This window comes from Roseobacter sp. MH60115 (assembly GCF_015644665.1).
GTDB lineage: Bacteria > Pseudomonadota > Alphaproteobacteria > Rhodobacterales > Rhodobacteraceae > Roseobacter.
Map to the genome: position 1 here is coordinate 169,134 of NZ_JADOBQ010000002.1, position 20,161 is coordinate 189,294.

At 60.3% G+C, this 20,161-nt stretch carries 15 protein-coding genes; 12 read left to right on the forward strand and 3 right to left on the reverse strand.

From position 1 onward, the window contains the following. The first annotated feature begins 15 nt into the window (after positions 1-15). From ISX84_RS06385 to rpoN, 6 genes are all read left to right on the forward strand, one after another. On the forward strand, positions 16-1,047 hold the full coding sequence (locus ISX84_RS06385; protein ID WP_195819519.1) for a hypothetical protein: 1,032 nt from the start codon (positions 16-18) through the stop codon (positions 1,045-1,047). Between the two features lie 17 nt (positions 1,048-1,064). Beyond that, positions 1,065-2,444 (forward strand): hypothetical protein, encoded by a 1,380-nt coding sequence (locus tag ISX84_RS06390; protein WP_195819520.1) that lies wholly within the window; start codon positions 1,065-1,067, stop codon positions 2,442-2,444. Positions 2,445-2,456: 12 nt separating this feature from the next. Further along, positions 2,457-3,683, forward strand: a complete 1,227-nt coding sequence (locus tag ISX84_RS06395; RefSeq protein ID WP_195819521.1) for a hypothetical protein — start codon at positions 2,457-2,459, stop codon at positions 3,681-3,683. Beyond that, the gene (locus ISX84_RS06400; RefSeq protein ID WP_195819522.1) at positions 3,683-4,714 is read left to right on the forward strand and encodes a hypothetical protein; all 1,032 of its coding nucleotides are present in this window, start codon (positions 3,683-3,685) and stop codon (positions 4,712-4,714) included. Before ISX84_RS06395 ends, ISX84_RS06400 begins: the two co-directional genes overlap by 1 nt. A gap of 4 nt (positions 4,715-4,718) precedes the next feature. After that, on the forward strand, positions 4,719-6,182 hold the full coding sequence (locus ISX84_RS06405) for a hypothetical protein (RefSeq protein ID WP_195819523.1): 1,464 nt from the start codon (positions 4,719-4,721) through the stop codon (positions 6,180-6,182). A gap of 64 nt (positions 6,183-6,246) precedes the next feature. Further along, positions 6,247-7,515, forward strand: coding sequence for an RNA polymerase factor sigma-54 (rpoN, locus tag ISX84_RS06410; protein ID WP_195819524.1), 1,269 nt, complete (start codon positions 6,247-6,249; stop codon positions 7,513-7,515). On the opposite strand, the gene ISX84_RS06415 is transcribed toward rpoN, so the two are convergent. Beyond that, positions 7,505-10,039 (reverse strand): HWE histidine kinase domain-containing protein, encoded by a 2,535-nt coding sequence (locus tag ISX84_RS06415; RefSeq protein WP_195819525.1) that lies wholly within the window; start codon positions 10,037-10,039, stop codon positions 7,505-7,507. The genes rpoN and ISX84_RS06415 overlap by 11 nt on opposite strands. A 164-nt stretch (positions 10,040-10,203) precedes the next feature. Here ISX84_RS06415 and ISX84_RS06420 point away from each other — a divergent pair, with 164 nt between their 5' ends. The 5 genes from ISX84_RS06420 to ISX84_RS06440 all read left to right on the forward strand — a co-directional run bounded on the left by ISX84_RS06420 (position 10,204) and on the right by ISX84_RS06440 (position 13,973). Then, positions 10,204-10,611, forward strand: coding sequence for a response regulator transcription factor (locus tag ISX84_RS06420; protein ID WP_195819526.1), 408 nt, complete (start codon positions 10,204-10,206; stop codon positions 10,609-10,611). A gap of 159 nt (positions 10,612-10,770) precedes the next feature. Continuing rightward, positions 10,771-12,258 carry an FAD-binding oxidoreductase gene (locus ISX84_RS06425; RefSeq protein ID WP_195819527.1) on the forward strand — a complete coding sequence of 496 codons (1,488 nt, stop codon included), beginning with the start codon at positions 10,771-10,773 and terminating at the stop codon, positions 12,256-12,258. Beyond that, entirely contained in the window at positions 12,255-12,659 is a 405-nt protein-coding gene (locus tag ISX84_RS06430; protein ID WP_195819528.1) for a hypothetical protein, read from the forward strand. Before ISX84_RS06425 ends, ISX84_RS06430 begins: the two co-directional genes overlap by 4 nt. Further along, positions 12,656-13,702, forward strand: a complete 1,047-nt coding sequence (locus ISX84_RS06435; protein ID WP_326838712.1) for a hypothetical protein — start codon at positions 12,656-12,658, stop codon at positions 13,700-13,702. The genes ISX84_RS06430 and ISX84_RS06435 overlap by 4 nt, the downstream gene beginning before the upstream one ends. Next, complete coding sequence (locus ISX84_RS06440) at positions 13,692-13,973, forward strand: hypothetical protein (RefSeq protein ID WP_195819529.1); 282 nt, start codon at positions 13,692-13,694, stop codon at positions 13,971-13,973. The genes ISX84_RS06435 and ISX84_RS06440 overlap by 11 nt, the downstream gene beginning before the upstream one ends. Positions 13,974-15,163: 1,190 nt before the next feature. Here ISX84_RS06440 and ISX84_RS06445 read toward each other — a convergent pair. Then, positions 15,164-15,466: a chorismate mutase gene (locus tag ISX84_RS06445; protein WP_195819530.1), complete on the reverse strand. Its 303-nt coding sequence runs from the start codon at positions 15,464-15,466 to the stop codon at positions 15,164-15,166. Positions 15,467-15,861: 395 nt separating this feature from the next. After that, positions 15,862-18,282: a methyl-accepting chemotaxis protein gene (locus tag ISX84_RS06450; RefSeq protein WP_195819531.1), complete on the reverse strand. Its 2,421-nt coding sequence runs from the start codon at positions 18,280-18,282 to the stop codon at positions 15,862-15,864. Positions 18,283-18,614: 332 nt separating this feature from the next. Between ISX84_RS06450 and ISX84_RS06455 the strand changes: the two genes are divergently transcribed. Further along, complete coding sequence (locus tag ISX84_RS06455) at positions 18,615-20,156, forward strand: ankyrin repeat domain-containing protein (protein WP_195819532.1); 1,542 nt, start codon at positions 18,615-18,617, stop codon at positions 20,154-20,156. The last annotated feature ends 5 nt before the right edge of the window (positions 20,157-20,161 follow it).

Here is a 20,161-nt window from a genome sequence, read left to right on the forward strand (position 1 = left end):
GAGAGGAGACATGTTATGTTTACGCATCCATTGGCCAACCGGGTCAAACACAAGCTGTCGCGATGGGCTGATCATCTGAACACGGCCAATCCGGCGGGGGATCTGGAGCCGCTGATTGAACGGACCTTTGTGCGGGATGATCCGGCCGCCTATGCCCGCAATATGCTGATGCCCATGGCCCTGCCGGTCGAACCCTCCTTTGCCGAGGATCAGCCCGACAAGATGCGGATCACGCTGCAGCCGCTGCCGCCCGAAGCCCCGGGGATCGACCGGCGTGATACGGTCACGGCGGCCATGCGGTCTTTTGTCAACGGGCTGGCGGGGCGCGAGGCGGTGCGCTGGTTCGATCAGGCCTCGGAACCGCACCGGGGGTTTCACGGCAATGCCGCGCTGAACTATGGCGCTTTCTTTGGCACCGCACACGATCGCAACGGGCTGCACACCACCAAGGTCTATTACGAAACGCCCGAAGGGCAGGGGGCGATCGACGGGCTGCCCCCCAGCCTGGTGCGGGTGGTCATGACCGCGCTGCAGGGCATTCCGGGCCTCAAGCCGCTTTTCACCACCATTGCCGCGCGGCGTGATGCGGGAGAGCAGCGCCTGACCTTCGCCTGTACCGCGCCGCTGAAGCTGGCGGACCTGCAACCGACACTGGATGTGCTGGGGTTGGGGCACCGGTTGGGCAGTATCATGCAAACGCTGGGTCTGGTTCTCGGCGGCAAGTTCGATCTGCCCGCGCACAGTACACTTCTGGCCTTTGGCCACGGACCCGCCGGGCCGGATTTCGAAATCTACGTGTTGCTGAGCGCCATCGACGACGTGCCGCCCAGCTTTCTCAGCCTGCTGACGATGGGGCTGGCGGAACGGCCCAGATCACTGCGGGCGCTGGAACGCTGGATGGGGGCGCTGACCCCCGAAGATGACTATTGGCCGGGGCGTTTTTCGATCATCAGCCTGCGGACCAACCGCGTCAGCCCGCCGCGCGTGAGCCTCTACCTGCGCCCCGCGGAATTCGAACTTCCCACGCCCGAGCAGACAGCCGCCTGACATAAGGAGCGCGTCCCATGTTTAAAATTGCCCCCCCGGCCCCTGCTGCCGCCCTGCAGGATGGCAAGGCACCGAACATCCATGTGCGCCGCAAAGTGCGGGAGCTTCTGGAGAAATCCGAGGCGTTTCAGGCGCTGGACGACAGGGAACGCCAGACCTTTGCAAACAACATGGCCAAGGTCGCCGATTTCCTGGCCAGCCCGATGGGGGTGCCCGGCAACACGATCCCCGGCGGGTTGGGCACGACGGCCCGCGCGCTTGAGGACGATCCGCAGCCGGTGCAGGAGGCGACTTTTCAGGAACGCATGGACGCCGTGGAAGATGTCGCTGCAGGTCCGTTCCGCGCCGAGGCCGCCCGCGAGGGGGCTGAAGTTGCGGGATTGCTGCTCGATCAGGTGCGGTTCGATGATTTCGTTGGCGGGTTGATCCAGAACGTCTTCCAAAGCATCGTGCAATCTTCCATCGAACAGATGGAGCAATATCAGGAACTCATTGCCTCGGTGGCACAGAGCCTCGATTCCTTCATGGATCAGCATGTGTCTGAAAATCAGGGGCGCGACCATATGGTCGACAAGTTCCCCGATCTGTTTGAAATTGGCATGGATGACTGGGGCGGATTTGATGACGGCCCCGCGCAACCCAAGCTCAAGCTGCGCGAGGGCGTTGAAGAAGACGCGGCCCTGCGCAAGGTCAACAATTCGATCTCTTTCGAAAATGGTGAGCTGAAGACCCTCGATCTGAGCGATGAGAATGTCGAGAAGGCGCTGGTGCACAACGCCCGGCTGCAACTGGCCAAGCAGCGCCAGCAAATGATGGCCTCGCTGATCCTGATGGGGATCAACCGGATCGTGGTGACGGATGGCCGGATTTCGGCGAAAATCCTCTATGATTTCCGGGCGGGGGACCGGCAGATTTCACGCCGATCCGCCACGGCGATGGATGTGGCCCGCGATGCGGACGGCAATGTCCAGACGGTCAGGTCCGGTGAAAGCGAAATGGAAATCGATTCCAGCAGCGAGCGCCGGGGCCGCAGCTATGATGGCGATGGCGGCTCCGAAGGCGGGACGCGCAACGCGGAGTTCTACCTCAAGGGCAAACACAAGTATCAGGACAAGCCGGTGATCACCGCCTCGGCCAGCGCCATGACCGGATCGGAGACGCAGATCCAGACCAAGGTGCAGCTGGCGGGCAATGTCTCGGTCAACTTCAAATCGGACTATCTGCCGCTGGAGAAGATGGCGACGCCGGGGATGATCGCCGCGATCCAAGGCAACTCTTCGCCGGTGGACCCGAACGTTCTGCCCTCCGCCAGACAGGTGGCCCCGGCACCGGGCGAGGCCGGCGCCACCGGGCAGACCCCAGCAGGTACCGGGACGCTCCCGGCACCGCCGTCTTAAAGGGGCCAGCTGATGCAGCCCGCACATCCTCCTGACTGGACAAGCGCCGAAGCGCTGGATGCCGCGCGGCGGCAGACCCGGGCATTTCTGGAGGCAATGCCCAATTACGAGGCACTGAGCCAGACTGAGAAGCAGTCGATGGCTCGGAACACCGCCAAGGTCCTGTCCTACATGACCGACCCCGACGGCGTGCTGTCCGAAATCGGAGACGGTGATGCAGCACCCCCACCACACCGGCCCCCGCCCGCGGCGGCCCTGTCGGATGCGGCGGTGAATGCCACCAAGGAGGCCCTCTCCGAGAGTCCCGGTTTTGCCGGACAGGATTTCGTTGCCGGTGCGGTGGAGCAGGGCGTCGAGCAATACGGCGAGTTGATTCAGAAGGTGGATTTCCCCAAATTCGTCGGCGGGCTGATCACCAATGTGTTTCAGGCCATGGTGGAGGCCAGCATCGAACAGATGCGCGCCTATGGCGAGTTGATCGCGAATGTCAGCAAGACCGTCGATCAGTTCATGGCGGACAATATCAGCCAGTCCGCCGGGCGCGACTACATGGCCGAAAAATACCCCGGCGAACTGGGTGTCGGCTTCTTCTCCAGCGCTGACAGCTTTGCCGAAGGCGGCGAGGACGCCGGTGCTGAGACGCAGGCCCGGCTGGAAGCGCGCGGCGAGGATCCGGAGGTGTCGCTGGCCCGCATCAGCAAGGAGATGAACGTCAACCCGCCGATATCGGATATATCGGATGCCGATGCGGAACTGCGGCTGGTCACCGCCGCCCGGCTTGAAATGGCCAAGTCCCGCCAGCAACTATTGAGCTCGATGGTCATGCTGGGCATCAACCGCATTGTGGTGACGGATGGATCGATCCGCGCGAAAGTCATCTTTGACATGCGCGCCCATGACACTGCCGGGCGGCAATACACCGCATCGATGCACGACAAGAAAACCGATGCCTCCTCGTTCAGTGCGCGGGCCGGTTATGGGTCATGGTATTCGCCGGTCTCCGGCTCCATCGGCACCTCGACCAGCAGTGAACATGTGGCGACGGTCGGCTCCGCCGTGGACGAGACATCGGAATCCAAGGCCGAGGTCAAATCGCGGCTGTCGGGTGAGGTGCGGGTCAACTTCAAATCCGACTACCTGCCGCTCGAAAAAATGGCGACGCCGGGCATGATTTCCACCATTCAGGGCAATTCCAGCCCGTTCAATCCCAATGCAGACCCAGCCGAGGGAGGCGCGTGATGATACATCAACCGCTCTTTACCCATGCTCATGCGACCCAACCGCCGCCCGCGCCGGAAGAGGTGCTGGACCAGCTGCTGGAAGATGGCAGCCGTCACGCCGCCGCTGCACAGGCGTCGGTGTTCGCGGTGGGTCTCGATATGCTTGGCGATATCGAGCTGCCCCCAAGTGCCGCAACCCAGGTGGACCGCGCGCAGATGCGGGCGCTTGGGGCGCTCTATCTGGCGGCTGATCTGGAGCCTGCGGGTATCATCTCTTCTGTGGAAACGCTGTCGTCTCTGGCCTCCTCTGGGGCGCTGGGTATTGATCTGGGCCCGGTGGCAGGGCCCTTGCACGCTTTCTGGCGCAAGCGTCATCAACGTCCTGATCCATCCGAGCGCGGGGCGTTTTACGCCCGGCTCTTCGGTGTGTCATACGGCCCCGCCCCGGCGGATGGCGTCGCCAACATGGCCTTCGAAGCGCGGATGCTGGAGCTCTGCGAGGCGATCTACAGATTGGACGAACAACAGGCGCGCTATTCCAATGATGCGCCTTCCGCGAATACGGCGCGCATCCGATCCGCTGCGCGGGGCATGTTGGGCAACCTGTCGCGCGCGGGCGGTGGCATCACGCCGTTCCTTGCAACCGAATTGATGGCGGCGCTGAAAGAGGCGCTCGCGATCCTCAAACACCCGCATCTGCGTGGTCTCTTTGCGGCGCGGGACGTCTGGGACGTAATCGCAGGCATCCGCAGGCGCGCCCGGATGACCGGGGGTGATCCGCGCATGTTCGTGGATCGGGGCCGCGCGGGCATGACAATCATTGTCTGGCTGGCGGATGCCGCCGAACGGTTACGACAATACGGCCAACCGATTGTCGGACGCGGTGATCCGGTCATCCCGGCGGCTGTGGAGTGGTTGCAGGCCTCGCTGACGATCAGCGAGTTGCACGCGCGCACCCAAGCGCCCGCACCGCCACCGCCGGGGCAAGGGGGGCTCTGGGGCCAGGGGAATACCGCGCCGGTGTCGGATTGGGCCGACCTGGGGGTGTGACGCCATGACTGCGGTCGCCGCCCTCCCTGCAGCGCCGAACCGGCCCCGCAATGACGTGCGCCACGGTGTCCGCGCCCTGCTGACCGCCGCTGAAGGGTTCGACACGCTTGATCCTCAAACCCGTCTGGATGTTGCCAAATCACTGGTACGTATTTCCTCCACCGCGCTGACACTGGCCGAAGAAGCGGGGTCCGATCCGCCCTCGCCGCTGCCCCGCAAACGCCGCGCGCCGCTGGCAGAGGGTCAATCTGCCGGGCGCGCCTATTCCGGCACCGCTATCGACCAGATCGCGCCCCAGACAGAGCGCATTCTGAACGCAGTCTCCTTTCCGCGTTTCGTGGGGGAATTGATCACGGGCGTGTTCAAGGCGATGAATGAATCGAACGAACAACAGCTTGAAAGCTATGTGGAATTGATCCGCAATGTGGCCGCGACCACCGACGGGTTCGCCGATGCGAACATCGGCGACATGGGCGCGCGCCAGTGGCTGGTGGAGCGGTTCCCGGGTACCTTTCGCATCGAAGGGGACACGGAGGAAGGGTTCGACAATCCAAACGAGATGTCGCCGGACGAGCGGGCGGAATGGATGGCGGAGCGGGCGGAGAACCAGCGCCTTGAACTCAGCCCCGGGGCGGAAATGCCGTCCGAAGGCGCGTTGCGGACGGCGCTTGGGGTTCCAAGCGGTCAATCCGTGCCCACGGGAAGTCCGGAGTCTCTGGTGGGTCCCGTTCGCACGCTGCTGGCGCGCAACAAACAGCAGATGCTGGCCACGATGGTGATGATGGGCATGCAGCGGATCGTTATCGATTCCGGTCGTCTGAATGCATCGATGCGGTTTCACATTGATGCCTCCAGTGCCGCGACGGATGACCGTGGCTCCCGTTTCGATGTGCGCAATGAGGTTCAGGCCGGGGTTAAGGCGCAATTTGGCCCCTGGGGAGCCTCGGCCAAGATGAAGAACACCATCGGCTATGTCTCGACCGAGCGGACACAGACCGAAGAGGAGGTCAACGCGGACCTCGAGCTCGACAGCGCGGTGGAGCTGATTTTCCGCACCGACTACGTGCCGCTTGAGCGGCTGGCGGGCACGGGCGATGTGAACCGCATTCGCGTAAATGCGCTGAACCCGACCGAAGAACGGCGCGTGGCCGAGGAACGCAGGACAGCGCGTGAAACCCGGCGGACCAGCCAGCGCAATCAACGCAGCCAGAACCTGAACCAGGGGCTGCAGCCAACACAGTTCACGCAAGGTGACGAAGAGCTGGAGGTACCGGACCCCACCGGAGCTGAAGAAGAGGGGGCGGGCGAAGAAGACGCCAACGTCGAAGAAAGCGGCGGCGAGGCAGCCGCAGAAGATGGTGGCGCACAGGAAGAGGCCCCCACCGACGGCGAAGGTGGTGGCGAGCCTGACCCCACGGATGAGGGGGCCACCCAAGAAGGCGGCGAAACCGCCGAGGAGGCTGCGTGACTTGCCCCTCGACCGAAACGCGTTGCTGCCCTAGACTGATGCGGTCCGCAAGAGGACGATCATGATGCAACCAGACCTTCGCCTTGTTCCCAAACCGGCGCTGCATGTCAGTGCGCGGCTGTGCGGTATGGTCGGGCTGCTGCGCATGAACAACGACGAGTTGAGCCGCCACGTCTCCGAAATGGCCGCGCGCAACCCGCTGCTCGATTTCACACCTACCGGGCGGGGCGGGCAGGATGCCTATGACGCGCCGGTCGTTGCAGCCGAAGACAGTCTTTATGCGCATGTCCTGAGCGCAATCAATGTGGCTTTCGACGATCCGTCGCAGCTGCGGGTTGCGCATGCCTTTGCCGAAGCGTTGGAACCCAGCGGCTGGTTGGGACAGCCGGTGGCCTCCATCGCCGAACATGCGGGCGTGACAGTACGGCAGGCGGAGGCCGTCCTGGCCCGTCTGCAGGATTTTGAACCGACCGGGCTATTCGCCCGCGATTTGGCCGACTGCCTGCGGCTTCAGTTGATCGAGAATGGCGATTGGGATGACGCGGCTGCGGCCGTCATCGCGCATTTGGGCGTTATGCTCGTAGGGGGTGCCGATGCCTTGACCGATGCCACAGGCCTCGCGCCCGGCGTTGTCGCGGACAAGCTGGCAGCTATCCGTGCCTGCAACCCCAAACCCGGTGCCGCGTTTCAGCAGGACGATCCCAGCCTGCGACGCCGCCCCGATATCATCGTGCGCAAGGAGGCGCGCGGTTGGCAGATCGAACTGGATCGATCGACATTGCCGAGTTTCGATCTGATGCGTACGGGCAAGGCCGCTGATCCGATGCTCGCCAAATTGCGCCGTGATGCGCGCTGGCTGGTCAATGCGGTGCGTCTGCGCAACCAGATGACGCTCGATGTGGCGCGGACGGTGATTGGCCATCAGGTGGGGTTTCTAGAACGTGGCACGCTTGGGTTGAAGCCGCTGCGCCGCCGCGACGTGGCTGAGCGGTTGGGCGTGCATGAAAGCACGGTGGGGCGTGTCGCAACGGGGTTGCTGGTGCAGACACCTGTCCAGATGCTTGAACTGACGCGTTTCTTTTCCCGCGCGCTTGGACGTAAACGCGGGCGGCACGCATCGCGCCGGAAACTCAAGGCGCTGCTGCGCGACATGATTGTCGCCGAAGATCCCGACAGCCCACTGACCGATCAGGCGCTTGCCGGGATGCTGTCCAGACGCGAAGCCAAGGTGTCGCGCAGGACGGTCGCAAAGTACCGACAGTCGCTTGGCATCGAAGGCGCCCCTGCGCGGGCGGGCTGCCGCACGTCCGTGGGGGCAACGACTAACGTGTGAGCTTGAAAAGCTGCTCCTGAAGTTCGTCGTTCGACACCGGTTTGCTCAGCAGCGGCGTGTCTTTGAGGGGCTCTGGGAGTACGGCATTTCCGCCATATCCTGTCACGAAAAGGAACGGCAGATCCATTCTCTGCAGCTTCATGGCAACCTCGAAACTGTCTTGATTCTGGCCGAGATTGACATCCAGAATGGCCAGCGCAACAGGTTCGATGTCCAGAAACGCAAGTGCGTCGACCGAGTTTGCAAAGATCTCTACTTCGGCAAAGCCGAATTCCCGCATCTGATCGCTCATTTCCTTGGCGATGAGGTAGTTATCTTCCAGCAGCAGGACCGGGCCGCGGACGTCCTTGGCGGAAAAGCGTTTTGCACCCGGCGCGCGCGGATTGGCCCGGGGCTCTAAGTCCCGCGGCGCCTCGGTATCGTCAAAGTGTCGATCAGGCAGCAGGAAAACCGCTTTGACACCCGTGGGTTCAAAGATCAGCTGTGCGCTCCCGCCAAGCTCGTGCGGCACGGCGTGCTCGATCATCGCCCGGCCAAAGCCATTGGCGGCTGACGTGTTAACCGTCGGCCCACCATGTTCCTGCCAGGTGACCTGCATGGCATCCGGCAGGCGCTCCAGCATGATGCGGACCTCCCCCTCCTCGACGCTCAGGGCACCGTATTTTACCGTGTTGGTTGCCAGTTCATGCATCACGAGGGAAAAAATCGGGGCGGTTTCGGCGAGCAGGTTGCGGTCCGGACCTTCAAGGTGAAGCCGACTTTCCGCCACCTTTGTGAACGGTTCAAATTCCTTCTTGATGAGGCTCTTGATCGATACTGAGCTGGTCAAGGACTGCGCGTTCAACTCGTGCGAGGCGGCCAATGCGCGGATGCGGCTTTCGATGGCGTCGGCGTAGCCGTCGATTGACGTGTATCGCCTGCGCGACTGACGCGAAACGGACCTTACCAACGCAAGGATATTGCGCACTCGGTGGTTCAATTCGTCGATCATCAGCGATTGCTGCCGGTTCATCGTGTTCATCAGGGTCTGGCGCTCGGAAGCATGCAGCAGCGTCCGCACGTGCCCGATGAAGTACTGATCGTCCGCCGACCATGTTTTGCTGCGGCCTGCAACGTTTTCGATATAGACCGAAAAGGACCCGCGCGGAGACAGTCGGAGTTTTCCATCAACCTCGGTGACGGGTTTGTCGGGCTTGCCCGCCCACGCCACATCCTGCGAGACCTCCCGGCGGAAGATGCAAATCGCGCTGTCCGGCAGAATGCTCGCAACCAGCGCACCGGCGCATCCATTCGTTTCCTTGGCCAGATCGGGAAAAGCGTCGACCAGATTGTCAATGGCGATCACGGTGCCGACTTGACCACTTGCGTGGATCTGAAGCTGTCGCAGGAGCTCCGGTTTGGGTGACATGCCGAAGGAGGAGGTTGTGGTCGCCCCGATGGCCGCGATCCCGTCAGCATCGATCACCTCCATCACAAGCGGTGCGATCTCAGGCAGCAGTTTCTCCATCCTGAAATCTCGGGCGGGATCGCTCACGATGGTCTCTTCAAGCCTTCTGATGCGGCCGAGCGTTTCCTCGTTGCGAATGGCCAGAAGCTTTGCCGAAAACACCGGTACGAAGCTTTTCAACACCTCCCGCAGCGTGGCCGGTGGCACTTTCCGGCTGCGATTGTGCAGTGAAATGATGCCCCACAGGCGATCTTCGACGACAATATTCAACGTCATCGTTGCCTTGCTGCCGAGGTTGGTCAGATACTGCATGTGAACAGGGGACACGCCGCGGCAGGCAGCCAGTGTGATGTCCAGAGGCGGCAAATCCGCGCCGGCGGCCACCAGCGGAACCGGCACCTGATCCACGTCTTCGATCAGCCTGACCGGGACTTTCTTCATGATGGCGCGCGCCTGTTCGGGAATATCCCAATGTGGAAAGCGCAGCCCTGCAAAGCTCGGCATGGAGGACCGGCAGGTCTCTGAGATGACTTCGCCGTTAAATTCATGGTCGAACTGATAAATCATCACGCGGTCATAGCCCGTGAAATGCCGGATCAGGTTGACGGTCAGGTCCATCAGTTCCTGCTTTTCGGTGCACGCGTGGACTTGTGCCATCAGAAAGCTCATCGACCGCAGGGCCTCTGCACCGTTCAGAATGTCCTCGCGTGTCTTCTCGATTTCGACGACATGCATGCCGCCGCTTTCAAAAGCGCCGATGGCGCAGAGCATGCCATTGATTTCGCTGTTGAAGACAGAGAGGTTTTCGTCCGAAAACTCGTTTCGCGACGCTGCATTGCGCAGCTCGTGCCAGATTTCCGGCCCAAGATGGTCTTTGGCGGATGTGCCAAGCAGTTTGTTCAGGGGCTTTCCAAGCAGGTCGGAGCAGTTTTCGCTCGCATAGCGCACCAGACCGGTGTCAGGATCATAGGCAAGCAGATAGCCAAAGGGTTGCACGATGCCGGGGATATGCACCGGTTCGCTGGCACAGGTGTCGAGCGCTTGCTGTAGCTCCGCCTCGGTCAAACGCTGGCCCATCTGATGTCTCCGTTTGCCTGGCGCGTTGCGTTTACATCCGCAGATATCCCATACCTTACGGGCGGTTGTGTCTCGAACGGTCCAATATGGTTCTTCCCTCTGGTCTTATCGTAGTGCATAAATACACGCTAGGGGTGAAAAACGCGATTTCGGTGGAGGAAAAATTGGCACGCATTCTTCTGATGGAAGACGATCTGACATTGAGCTATCAGCTGTCGCTGAGCCTGGAAAAGGCGGGTCACACCGTGCAAACCTGCAGTTCGGCCTCGGCCGCGCAGGAAGAGCTTATGCTGGCGGAATTTGATCTGCTGATCACGGATGTTATCGTCAAGGTGAGTGGGCAAGCAGTGCCTGATGGAGGGATCGGCCTGATTTCATGGGTTCGGCGGCAGGAAAAGCACTGCAAGATGCCCATCATCGCGATCACCGGCACGACCAAGTTTCCCGGCATGGAGCATATCCTGTCAACCGCGCGCCAGATTGGTGCGGACATCGGCATGGAAAAGCCAATAGATATCGAATACCTCTTTGAAAAAATTGATTTTCTGGCACCTTCGACGTCCAAGGCATAGGTCGCCTGCGACGTCTTTTTGTATCCGCCCTGTGTGCAAATATTGCCTGGCCTAGGTCATTTTTTATGGCTCGATGGCGTGAAGCTTTTAGACCTTTGCGATTTTCGAGGATACCCTTGGGTAGAAACACACCAATAAGGCGTTCCGGAAAGGAATGGCATGAAGACATTTGGCAGGCGAGCCCTTTTGCTGGGCACCGGTGCCGCGGTCGGCGCTCTCGCCACCCGTTATCTGCAACCCAATCTCACACCGATTGCCGATACCCTGCTGACTGAGGGGCCGGCGTCGGAGCTTACGCTGAATGACGCCAGCGAGTTGAGCGCGACGCCGGTTCATCGCCATATCACCCTGACAGAAGACCCGACGGACGCGCTAGTTGATCGTCTGCGCGCCGAAATGGCCGAGGCCAAAAACGGGGGGCGCCCGATCAATATCGGGGCCGCACGGCATTCCATGGGTGGACAGGCCATCCCAAGGGGTGGCCACGCGGTTACTTTCGACAACGGTTTGGTCGAACTCGACAGTCAAGCAAGGACCTACCGCGTCCATGCCGGGGCGCGCTGGTCGCAGGTGATCGCAGCGCTCGACCCCATGGGGTTTTCGCCGCAGGTGATGCAGTCCAACCATGACTTTGGCGTTGCGGCGACATTTTGCGTGAATGCCCATGGCTGGGCGGTGCCCTTTGGCCCGATGGGCGCCACCGTGCGGAGCATCGAGTTGCTGTTGCCCGAGGGCGATCTGGTGCGCTGTTCCCGGCAGGAGAACCCGGAGCTTTTTGCCATGAGCATGGGGGGTTATGGGCTCACCGGCGCCATTGTCGCCATGGAGGTGGCGGCGGAACCGAACCTCAGGCTTGCCCCCTCATTCGAACGCATGCCCGCAGAGACCTTTGGTGAGGTCTTCGTGGAGGCGGTCAATGATCCGCAGGTGAACATGGCCTACGGCAGGCTGAACGTGGATCACGACTCCTTTTTCGAAGAGGCATTTCTGGTCACCTACCGCCCGTCTGCGGATCAATCCGATCTGCCCGCGGCTGCAGGGTCCGGCGCCGTGTCTCGTCTGGCCAGCCGTGTCTATCGTGCGCAATTGGGCAATGAACCGGGCAAGGCCTTGCGATGGGCCTTTGAGACACAACTCGGACCCATGGTTGGTGGCGGGCCGACCACGCGCAACTCTCTGATCAACGAACCCGTGGTCACGCTGGACGACCGCAATCCCCATCGGGTCGATATTCTGCATGAATATTTCGTGGCACCGGACCGGTTCCCGGAATTCCTGCAGGTCTGTCGCGATATCATTCCGGCCTCCTACCAGGAGTTTCTCAATGTCACGTTGCGGTTTGTGGATCGCGATCCCGAAAGCTGGCTCAGTTACGCGACCGTGCCCCGTATTGCGGCGGTGATGTCCTTCAGTCAGGAGAAAACAGCCCGCGGAGAAGCCGACATGCAGCGGATGACCCGGGCCCTTGTCGGGGCCATCACCGAAATCGGCGGCAGTTACTATTTGCCCTACCGTCCGCATCCGACCCCGGCGCAATTTCAAAACGCCTACCCGCGTGCCGTGGAGTTCGCGGCGGCAAAACGTGTGCTGGATCCGGGCGGGCTCTATCGCAGCGCGTTCTGGGACACTTATCTGGAGCCGCTATGAGCATTCTGCAAAAGATCTGCCTTGTCTATGTCGTCGTGCTGCTGGCCGCGGCCTCGCTCAACTACATCCCCGGGCTGACGGATGCGGAGGGGCTGGCCTTTGGTATCTTTGCGCTCGATATCTTCGACGACGCCCTGCATGTCGCCTCGGCGCTCTGGGCGCTTTTTGCGGCGCTCTGGTCTAAGCAATCCGCCAGGTTCTTTCTCATCGTGTTCGGCGCGCTTTATCTGGGCGATGGTGTCTTCGGTTTCTTCACCGGCTATGGCTATCTTGATCTGGGCATCTTCACCAACGCTTCTGCTGGACTGTCATTCACCTTCCTGCGGCTTGCAGCGAACGTGCCGCACCTGCTGTTGGGTGCGGTCGCGCTTTGGGCCGGTCTGAAACTGGATCGCGCGTGATTTCCCTGTTGTGGCGCGTCATCCGAGGCGCGGTCCTCCTTTTGCTGCTGCTTGTCGTTGTGTTGCTGATTCCAGTTGCCCATAATGAGATTGCCTGCCGGGGCGAGAGCATTCCCGATGACTACGCGGCGATCCTGCCACCAGAGCATCACCGTCCGGAGAGCCGCACGTATCTGACCTATCCTGAATGGCATATCGTGCATGCCTACGACGACTATGCGCAGGTCATCGCAACCGGTGATCCGCATGATTTTGGGTTTCTGCAGGGTATTCACGGGTTCTGGGCCGCGCTATGCGACCTGTCGAAAATATCAGGCCAGCACGGTGGATTTCCCTGGGAGACCAAGCAAATGGTTTATGTGATCGGCATCAGTTTCACCGTCGAATTGGTGTTAAGGGCCGCCTATGAGGAAACCGTCGGGCGTGCCGTGGTTTGGTTTCGCGGCCCTGCGCGCGCCCCGCTGGACGATCTTTTCGCACAACAGGCGCGCGGATATGCGACCTTCCTGCAGCAGGTGCCGTGGTACCAATGGGATTTCCTCGCAGACGCTGCGGCGCTGGAGAACTCCGTCGCAACAGGTTTGCGCGATCGCGAACGGCAGATCGCGCTGGGTTTGGAATACAAGGCAAAAGCGGTCTATGCGCAGGCCATCGCCGCTGCGGTCGAGAATGTTGGAGCGGATGCGTTAACCTTGCGTATGATTGTGACAGGGTATTCTGGCCCCGCGCCGGACGGTGTCAGCGTGGTCGCGCAACGCGACGAAGGTACGGAGCTTGAAACGCCGCGGTACCGCGCGCTGACCGAGTTGATGCTGCGCATGGCGCAGGAGGGTGTGGATTTTGTGGAGATTGCAGGAAATGATGACATCATGCTGACCGTTCTTGCAGATGCAGCTGAATTCGAGGATGCTCGCAGCTCCATGCGCCGCCAGGGCTATGGGGATCACCGCCATCTGGTCGGGCTCAAGGTACGTGATCTAGGGGACCGCCTGCGCGGATTTCTGGCGGCGGGCGTGACCGTGGAACACATTCATGATTATTAAATGGCTGATGGGATTGGGTGTTCTGGGTGTCGGCTGGCTTGCGCTTCTGGCCTCGGTGATGCTGCTGTCGAGCGATGCGCCTGCGGCCCTGGTCCCGCTTGCGACGGCGAATTTTATCGATGCCTTGCCGGACCACATCTCGATTACAGATACCACGGCGCTTGGCACGGTGCTGGTCAGCAAGGATGCGGGTTTTGTCGCGCAACTCTACCAGGCAGGGGCAATTGTCGTGCTGCCCGCAGGACTGATGGGGTGTGCCCCACTGACCTAACGCCGGAGAATTGAGTAAGACAGGCAAAGAGCCGGTGTCGGAACATCGCTTACGATAGCATGCCGCAGGTGAATTCCGCGTATCAGTTTCTCTGTGCTGGACGCGCCGCTCGGGTTTTAGATGGAAGGCCCATCTGAAGGGCAGGGTTTCCCCGTTTTTTGGAAGCGGTTTTGCTGCACTTCCTGAATGTGCTAACCGCAATATCTGCTCACGCGGGATGCGTCAGGATCGGTGCGCAGGCACACCGTGCACTCCAGAGCGGAATCGGAGTCCGACGGCCAATGGGGGTCAGAGTTTCACCCAGTCGTTCGGATCAGACCACGGTAATCAGGCGCTCGCGGTCACAAACGCTTTTGACCAACTTTTGGTGGTTGTTTGCCCAGCCAGCCCTTGCCCGCGTCGGGCCGATCACTGTTGCCACACATCACAGTTTCGAAGCCTTTGAAAATCAAACCAACGGCCACTGCGACAAAGGGTGCATTGGGCGTGAGCACCTAGGCGGTGAGATGGAGGATGCTCTGAGAATAGCTGAGTGCATCGACATATAACCCATGTTGGCGCAGGACACCTGCCGTTCGCCAATCAAGAACAGATATCGGCGCGCATCACAGACTTGGACGGAAGCGGCAAAAACGGTAAATTCGATTTCCTTGTTATGTGTGCTGGGAACAAGGAGGTTGCTGCAGATGGTCGGAAATCTGTGCCGTAATACGGTGACAAAACCGGTCGGTTGTGTAGTCTCTACCGCTGATTGGACGCCGAACGAGCGGGTCGCGGACGAAGCAATCTCTCTCAGTCATCATGTCAATTGCCATTTCGATCTATCCAACAAAAGCTCTGGCCCGGAAAAGAACGCTGCGTTTAAGCGCGCAATAGGCAGTGTGATTGGAATGCCTGCGACCATCTCGCCCAGTGAAACTGATACCGGCACGGCCTGGGGTGAATCGGTTGTTATTCGGAATTAGGACAGTAAATCCATGTCGATCGCACCCGACGGATCGAGAGATCCTGCGCCAACTTTGATTTCTACCTCGGTGATCGCAAAGCAGGTGTGTTTTTTGAGCCACCCCGAAGGCATCGTTCCTGACCAGTAGAGTTTACAGGGTACCGCAGGGGGCTGCCATATGCGACTTTCCAATGTGCTCAGCCAATGTGGTTTACCGGAGGCCCCGCTCTTCAGTGTATTGGGACTACGCACCCAGCCTTTCCGCTTCACGGTCGATCGACCATTCGATCAGGCCGCGCCAGATGGTCTCCACAAGGACCGGATCCAGGCCTTGTGCACGGGCCCGCGTCGCAACATTGTTCACCACTTCCTCAACCCTGTCCGTGATACGTGCAGGAAGCCCTTCGGCTTCTTTTATCACGATGGCGCGGTCGATATAGCGGCTTCGTTCAACAAGAAGATCAATCAGATCCGCGTCAATGGCATCTATTTCAACACGTAGATCCTGCATTTTGTTACAGAGATTTGGCGGCTTACGGGCGGTCATCGCGCTTCCTTTTTTGGCGTTAATTTCTGATGGGCTCACGTGTCGATGGGTGTCGTCTCTTGCATGCCAGATATATTTGCATGTCCTGAAATCACAAGATGGTACCGTGCCGTCTCTTGTCTTTGAGCCTGGCTTATCGGGGAGGTTAACTTGGCGGACGGTCGTATTCCTTCAGGGGGCCCTTGGAATGCGCGTTCGCATTTACATTGTGTGACCTGCCCAAGGCATAGGTGCGGCCCCAATCTTCGCCGAAATTCGGAATATCTCGGAAAGTCGCGCGCAGCTGACTTTGGTCAAGAAGGCTGCACAACTGGACGGAAGCCCAATGTGGCTTCATCAAGCGTTTGCACCGCGCAACTTGTGCGCGGTGCATTGTGTCGGTTTGGCCGTGAAGGTCAGTTCATTGCCGCTTGCTCGGACACTGTGGCGCGCGCGTCTGTTTTGAAACACCCGCTGGTTTCAATGAGCGCGTCGGTTCTGACCTTGAGCGCGGCAGTCGATGCCGCAGTTTCTTCAAACATCGCAGCATTTTGCTGGGTGACACCGTCCAGTTCATTCATGGCACCGCTCACCTGGGTGAGGGCCGCAGTCTGTTCAATAGTCGCGTTTGCAACTGAATGCATGGCGTCGTTCAGGCCTTCGATGAAGTCTGAAATTCGGGATATCGCATCACCCGTCTCGTCCACCTGTTTCGCGCCTTTGGTTACCTGTGCTTCGCTGGTTTCGATCAGCGTGTTGATCTCACTGGCCGCCGTTGCCGCGCGTTGCGCGAGTGCGCGCACTTCTGAGGCGACGACGCTGAAGCCACGCCCACTTTCTCCGGCTCTGGCCGCTTCAACACCCGCGTTGAGCGCAAGCAGGTTCGTTTGAAACGAAATATCATCGATCAGCGAAGTGACCTTCGAAATTTCCTTGGATGCATGCACAATTGCAGCCATGGATGCCACTGCTCGCTTCACGACATCCCCGGTCTTGTTGGCGATATCCAGCGCTTCGTTGGTGAGGTCTCGCGCTTCCCCTGCCTGCGTGGACACGGACTCGACAGACGCTGACAGCTCCGTCACGGCGCTGGACGATTCCTGCAAAGATGCCGCCTGCGACTCGGTGCGTTTGGCCAAGGAATTCGTTGCATTGGCAATTGCATCCGTGTCGGCATCAATCGCTTGTGCATTCTCGAGCACCGCATCGACGAGTTTTGCGATCTGCATCAGTGAGGCATTGAACGATTTTTGCAGCTCGCGGAACGCGCCCTTGAAGTCCCCGTCCATGCGCGCGCTCAGATCGCCGTCATGCATCTTGTCTGTCACAGCGAAAATCGCTTCCAGGCCCGTCTCCACCGTTTCCAGTAGTTCATCGACGTGTCGCCCGACCAGGGCCAGATCCTCATGCTTCGATGCCATCGCGACGCGTGTGGAGAAATCCCCGTTGCCAGCGGCTTGAGAAACCTGTCCGATCCGCTCCTGCAGCGCATCCTGCTCCTTCTGACGCTGGGATGCTTCCGCTGCAGCACGCTCACGTTCCTCATGGAGCGCCTTTTGCTCCGCAAGCATTCTCATCTGCTCTTCCGCCATGACCCGATGCTCTTCCGCCGCTTTCTCGGCCGCTTCGGTCAGTTCAAGATTTCGGATCAGTGAAGAGCGGAAGGAACTCGCCGCTTCGGCGATAGAACCAATTTCAGTTGCGCCCGCCAGGTCGCTGAACGTCACGGACGTGTTCCCCTGCGCCAACGCCGAGATGCGTTCGGAAAGATCTTTGGCAGGTGCAACGGCGGAGGTTTTGAGTATGCGCCCGATCCCGAGCGCCAGCGCCGCACAGATTAGTGCAGTTGCCGATGCAATGACCATCCCAATGTATTTGGAGGACCGAATATCGTCGTCCAGATCCCTCGTTTGCTCGTAAAGGCTCACATCGATTGTCGAATCGAGCTGTGCAAGCGCTTCAAGGGCAGGGCCATCCGACACTTTCACAAGGGCGTCAATTTCCGTGGCTGAGAGACCCTCCGCTACCGCCCTCTGGGCTTGTTCCAAACCCTGTTCATACTGCGAAACAACCTCTCTCAAGGCGTCGAGCGCCGCGATCTCCGTGTCGTTGGTGGGCAGGGATGCGTAGAGCTCGATATCGAACTTTGCCCGCTCCAGTGACGCCGTGATCTTTTCGACGCGCGGGGCGTCCTTGCGCAACACGTAGTTCTTGAAATGGTGGATCATGCCGCCATAGCCAAGTGCGCTGCGCAGGTCGCTCAACAATCCGGACTTGCTCTTGCTTCCTTCTTCCGCAGAGAGGCCTGTGGCTTCCACATACGCAAGTTGTTGAGCGGCGGCGATGGCGGCAAGAGCGTCGAGTGCTGGGGAATCGTCAATCTTGACGACGGCATCAATGTCCTCCGGCGTGGCCCCTGTCTCCACCATGGCTTTGACGTCATTGGACTTTGCCAGATAGGCGGCAACGACGGCGGTGATGTTCTCTGCATGTACCTTGTTTTCGGGGCTGGTTCTGGCCAGCCGCTCCAGCGCGATTTTCGCAGCGTGGGCGTCATCAGAGATATCGTCGAAATGCCGTTCCGTGCCTCTGAGGACATAGTTCTTGAAGGAGTGGATCAAACCGCCGTAACCGACCGACGTAATGACCTCGCCCAACTCAATACCAACCGGGTCGGCAGAATGCGACAGGATGCCTGCATCGCGTTCGGATTCCATCAAAAGATAGACGATGACGGCAGCACAGGCCGTCAACAGCAAGCCCGCAGATGTCAATGCCGCGACGATCATGCGAAAAAGAGTATCAAGCGAGGTATTTTTGAGCGATTCCGGTAACATATCGGCCTCCTAGCGAGTGGTCGGTCCCGATCTGTATGCCTTGGGATACCCTAACAACCGGTTAGCTTTGAGGTAAAATCTGCACTTTTCTGCATACTCGGAAAAACCTCAAAGATCAGAACATGTTGCGTGGCAGAACCGGTGAAACTGGTGACTCGAATGCCTTCGCTCTTGGCATGAAGCGGGGTGTTGGGGTAGTCTGTTTTGGCCGACTGAGGGCGGCACCCAGGTCCGCGGAAAGCCGTCATCGGCGCCCTTTCATATCGCTTAGAACACTTTGGTGTTTCTCATGCCCGATCCAGCGGACCGAAGGGCAGGATATGAGGAAACCCATGACAAAATCCCTTGATCAACTGCGACGTGATGCGAAGGCGTTGCGCCGGGCGTACGAGGCCGATGAGATCTATGCGCGGCAACGCGTCGCCAACCACCCGCCGCGCCCTGATGGCGCTCCGCTGAAACATGCTGATTTCCTGCATGTCATCGCCCGCGAAGCTCAGTTCGAAAGCTGGCCTGCTCTGAAACTCGCCGCAGAACTGCAGGGGCTTGATCGGGCGGCCCTGCAACAACGGCTCAAAATCGCGATCTTTCAGGGGCAGAGCCACGTGATTGAAAAGCTGCTCACCGATACGCCCGACTTGGCGGAGGGGCAGTTCGGCTTGCAGGTGGCGCTCTATGATCTGATGGCTGTGAAGGCGGTGCTGGCGGTGGATCAACAGGCCGCCGTCCGTCCCCTTGGCCCGCGGACACCGATGTGTCATCTGGCTTTTTCCCGGTACATCCATCACCGGCCTGACCGTGCCGATGACATGATTGCACTTGCTGAACTGCTGCTCGCCCATGGGGCATCTGTGAATGACTCCATGCCGGTGGCACCGGACAATGATCACCAGCTATCCGCTCTCTATGGTGCCATCGGTCACGCGAACAACATGATACTCGGGCAGTGGCTGCTGGAGCACGGCGCCGACCCGAACGATGGCGAATCGCTCTATCACGCGACGGAACTTGGACACCACGAGGGGCTCCGGCTGTTGTTGAAACACGGGGCCGATCCGCGCGGCACGAATGCGCTGCTGCGGGCCATGGATTTCCATGATGTCGAGGCGGTCAGGCTGCTGCTGGCGGCGGGTGCGCGGCCCAATGATTTCGATGGCACCCATGTGGGGGGAGAGCGCCCGTGGGTCATTCCGGCCTTGCATCAGGCCGCACGCCGGATGTCCCGCCGGGAGATGGTAGAGCTTCTGCTGGCGGCGGGGGCGGACCCCGCGGACACCTACGAAGGACACTCGGCCTATGCTTACGCGCGTGTGTTCGGCAATCAGGTATTGGCGGATGCAATCGAGGCAAAGGGTACTGCGCCACGGCTGAGTCCGGTAGAGGAGATGCTTGCCAACGCGGCGTCAGGCGGGGATGTCGGGGGCGCACGGATCGATCCCGCGCAGTTGCCCGGGGCCTACCGGGATATCATCCGCATGATCCTGCATCTGCCGGGCAAGGGCGATCACATCAAACGGCTGGTGGGACTGGGGGTCCCCTTCGATGCGCCTGATGCCGAGGGCCTGACCCCGCTGCATGTTGCTGGCTGGGAAGGCCTGCCCGAATTGATGACGTATTTCATCGAGATCGGCGCCAATCTGGATCATCAGAACGGCTACGGCGGTACGCTATTGTCGACGATCCTGCACGGCTCTGAGAATTGCCCGCAACGGGCAGAGCGTGATCACGCGGCTTGCCTGGTGGCGGCCCTGCAAGCAGGCGTGCCCGTGCCACGACGCGCGCCGGATGCGGCTGTTGATCCGGTGTTGGCCGATCTGCTTGCAGACTGGGTGGACCACCACCCGGAGCAAGTGGTGGACGGCGGGCCGCTCTGATCCTC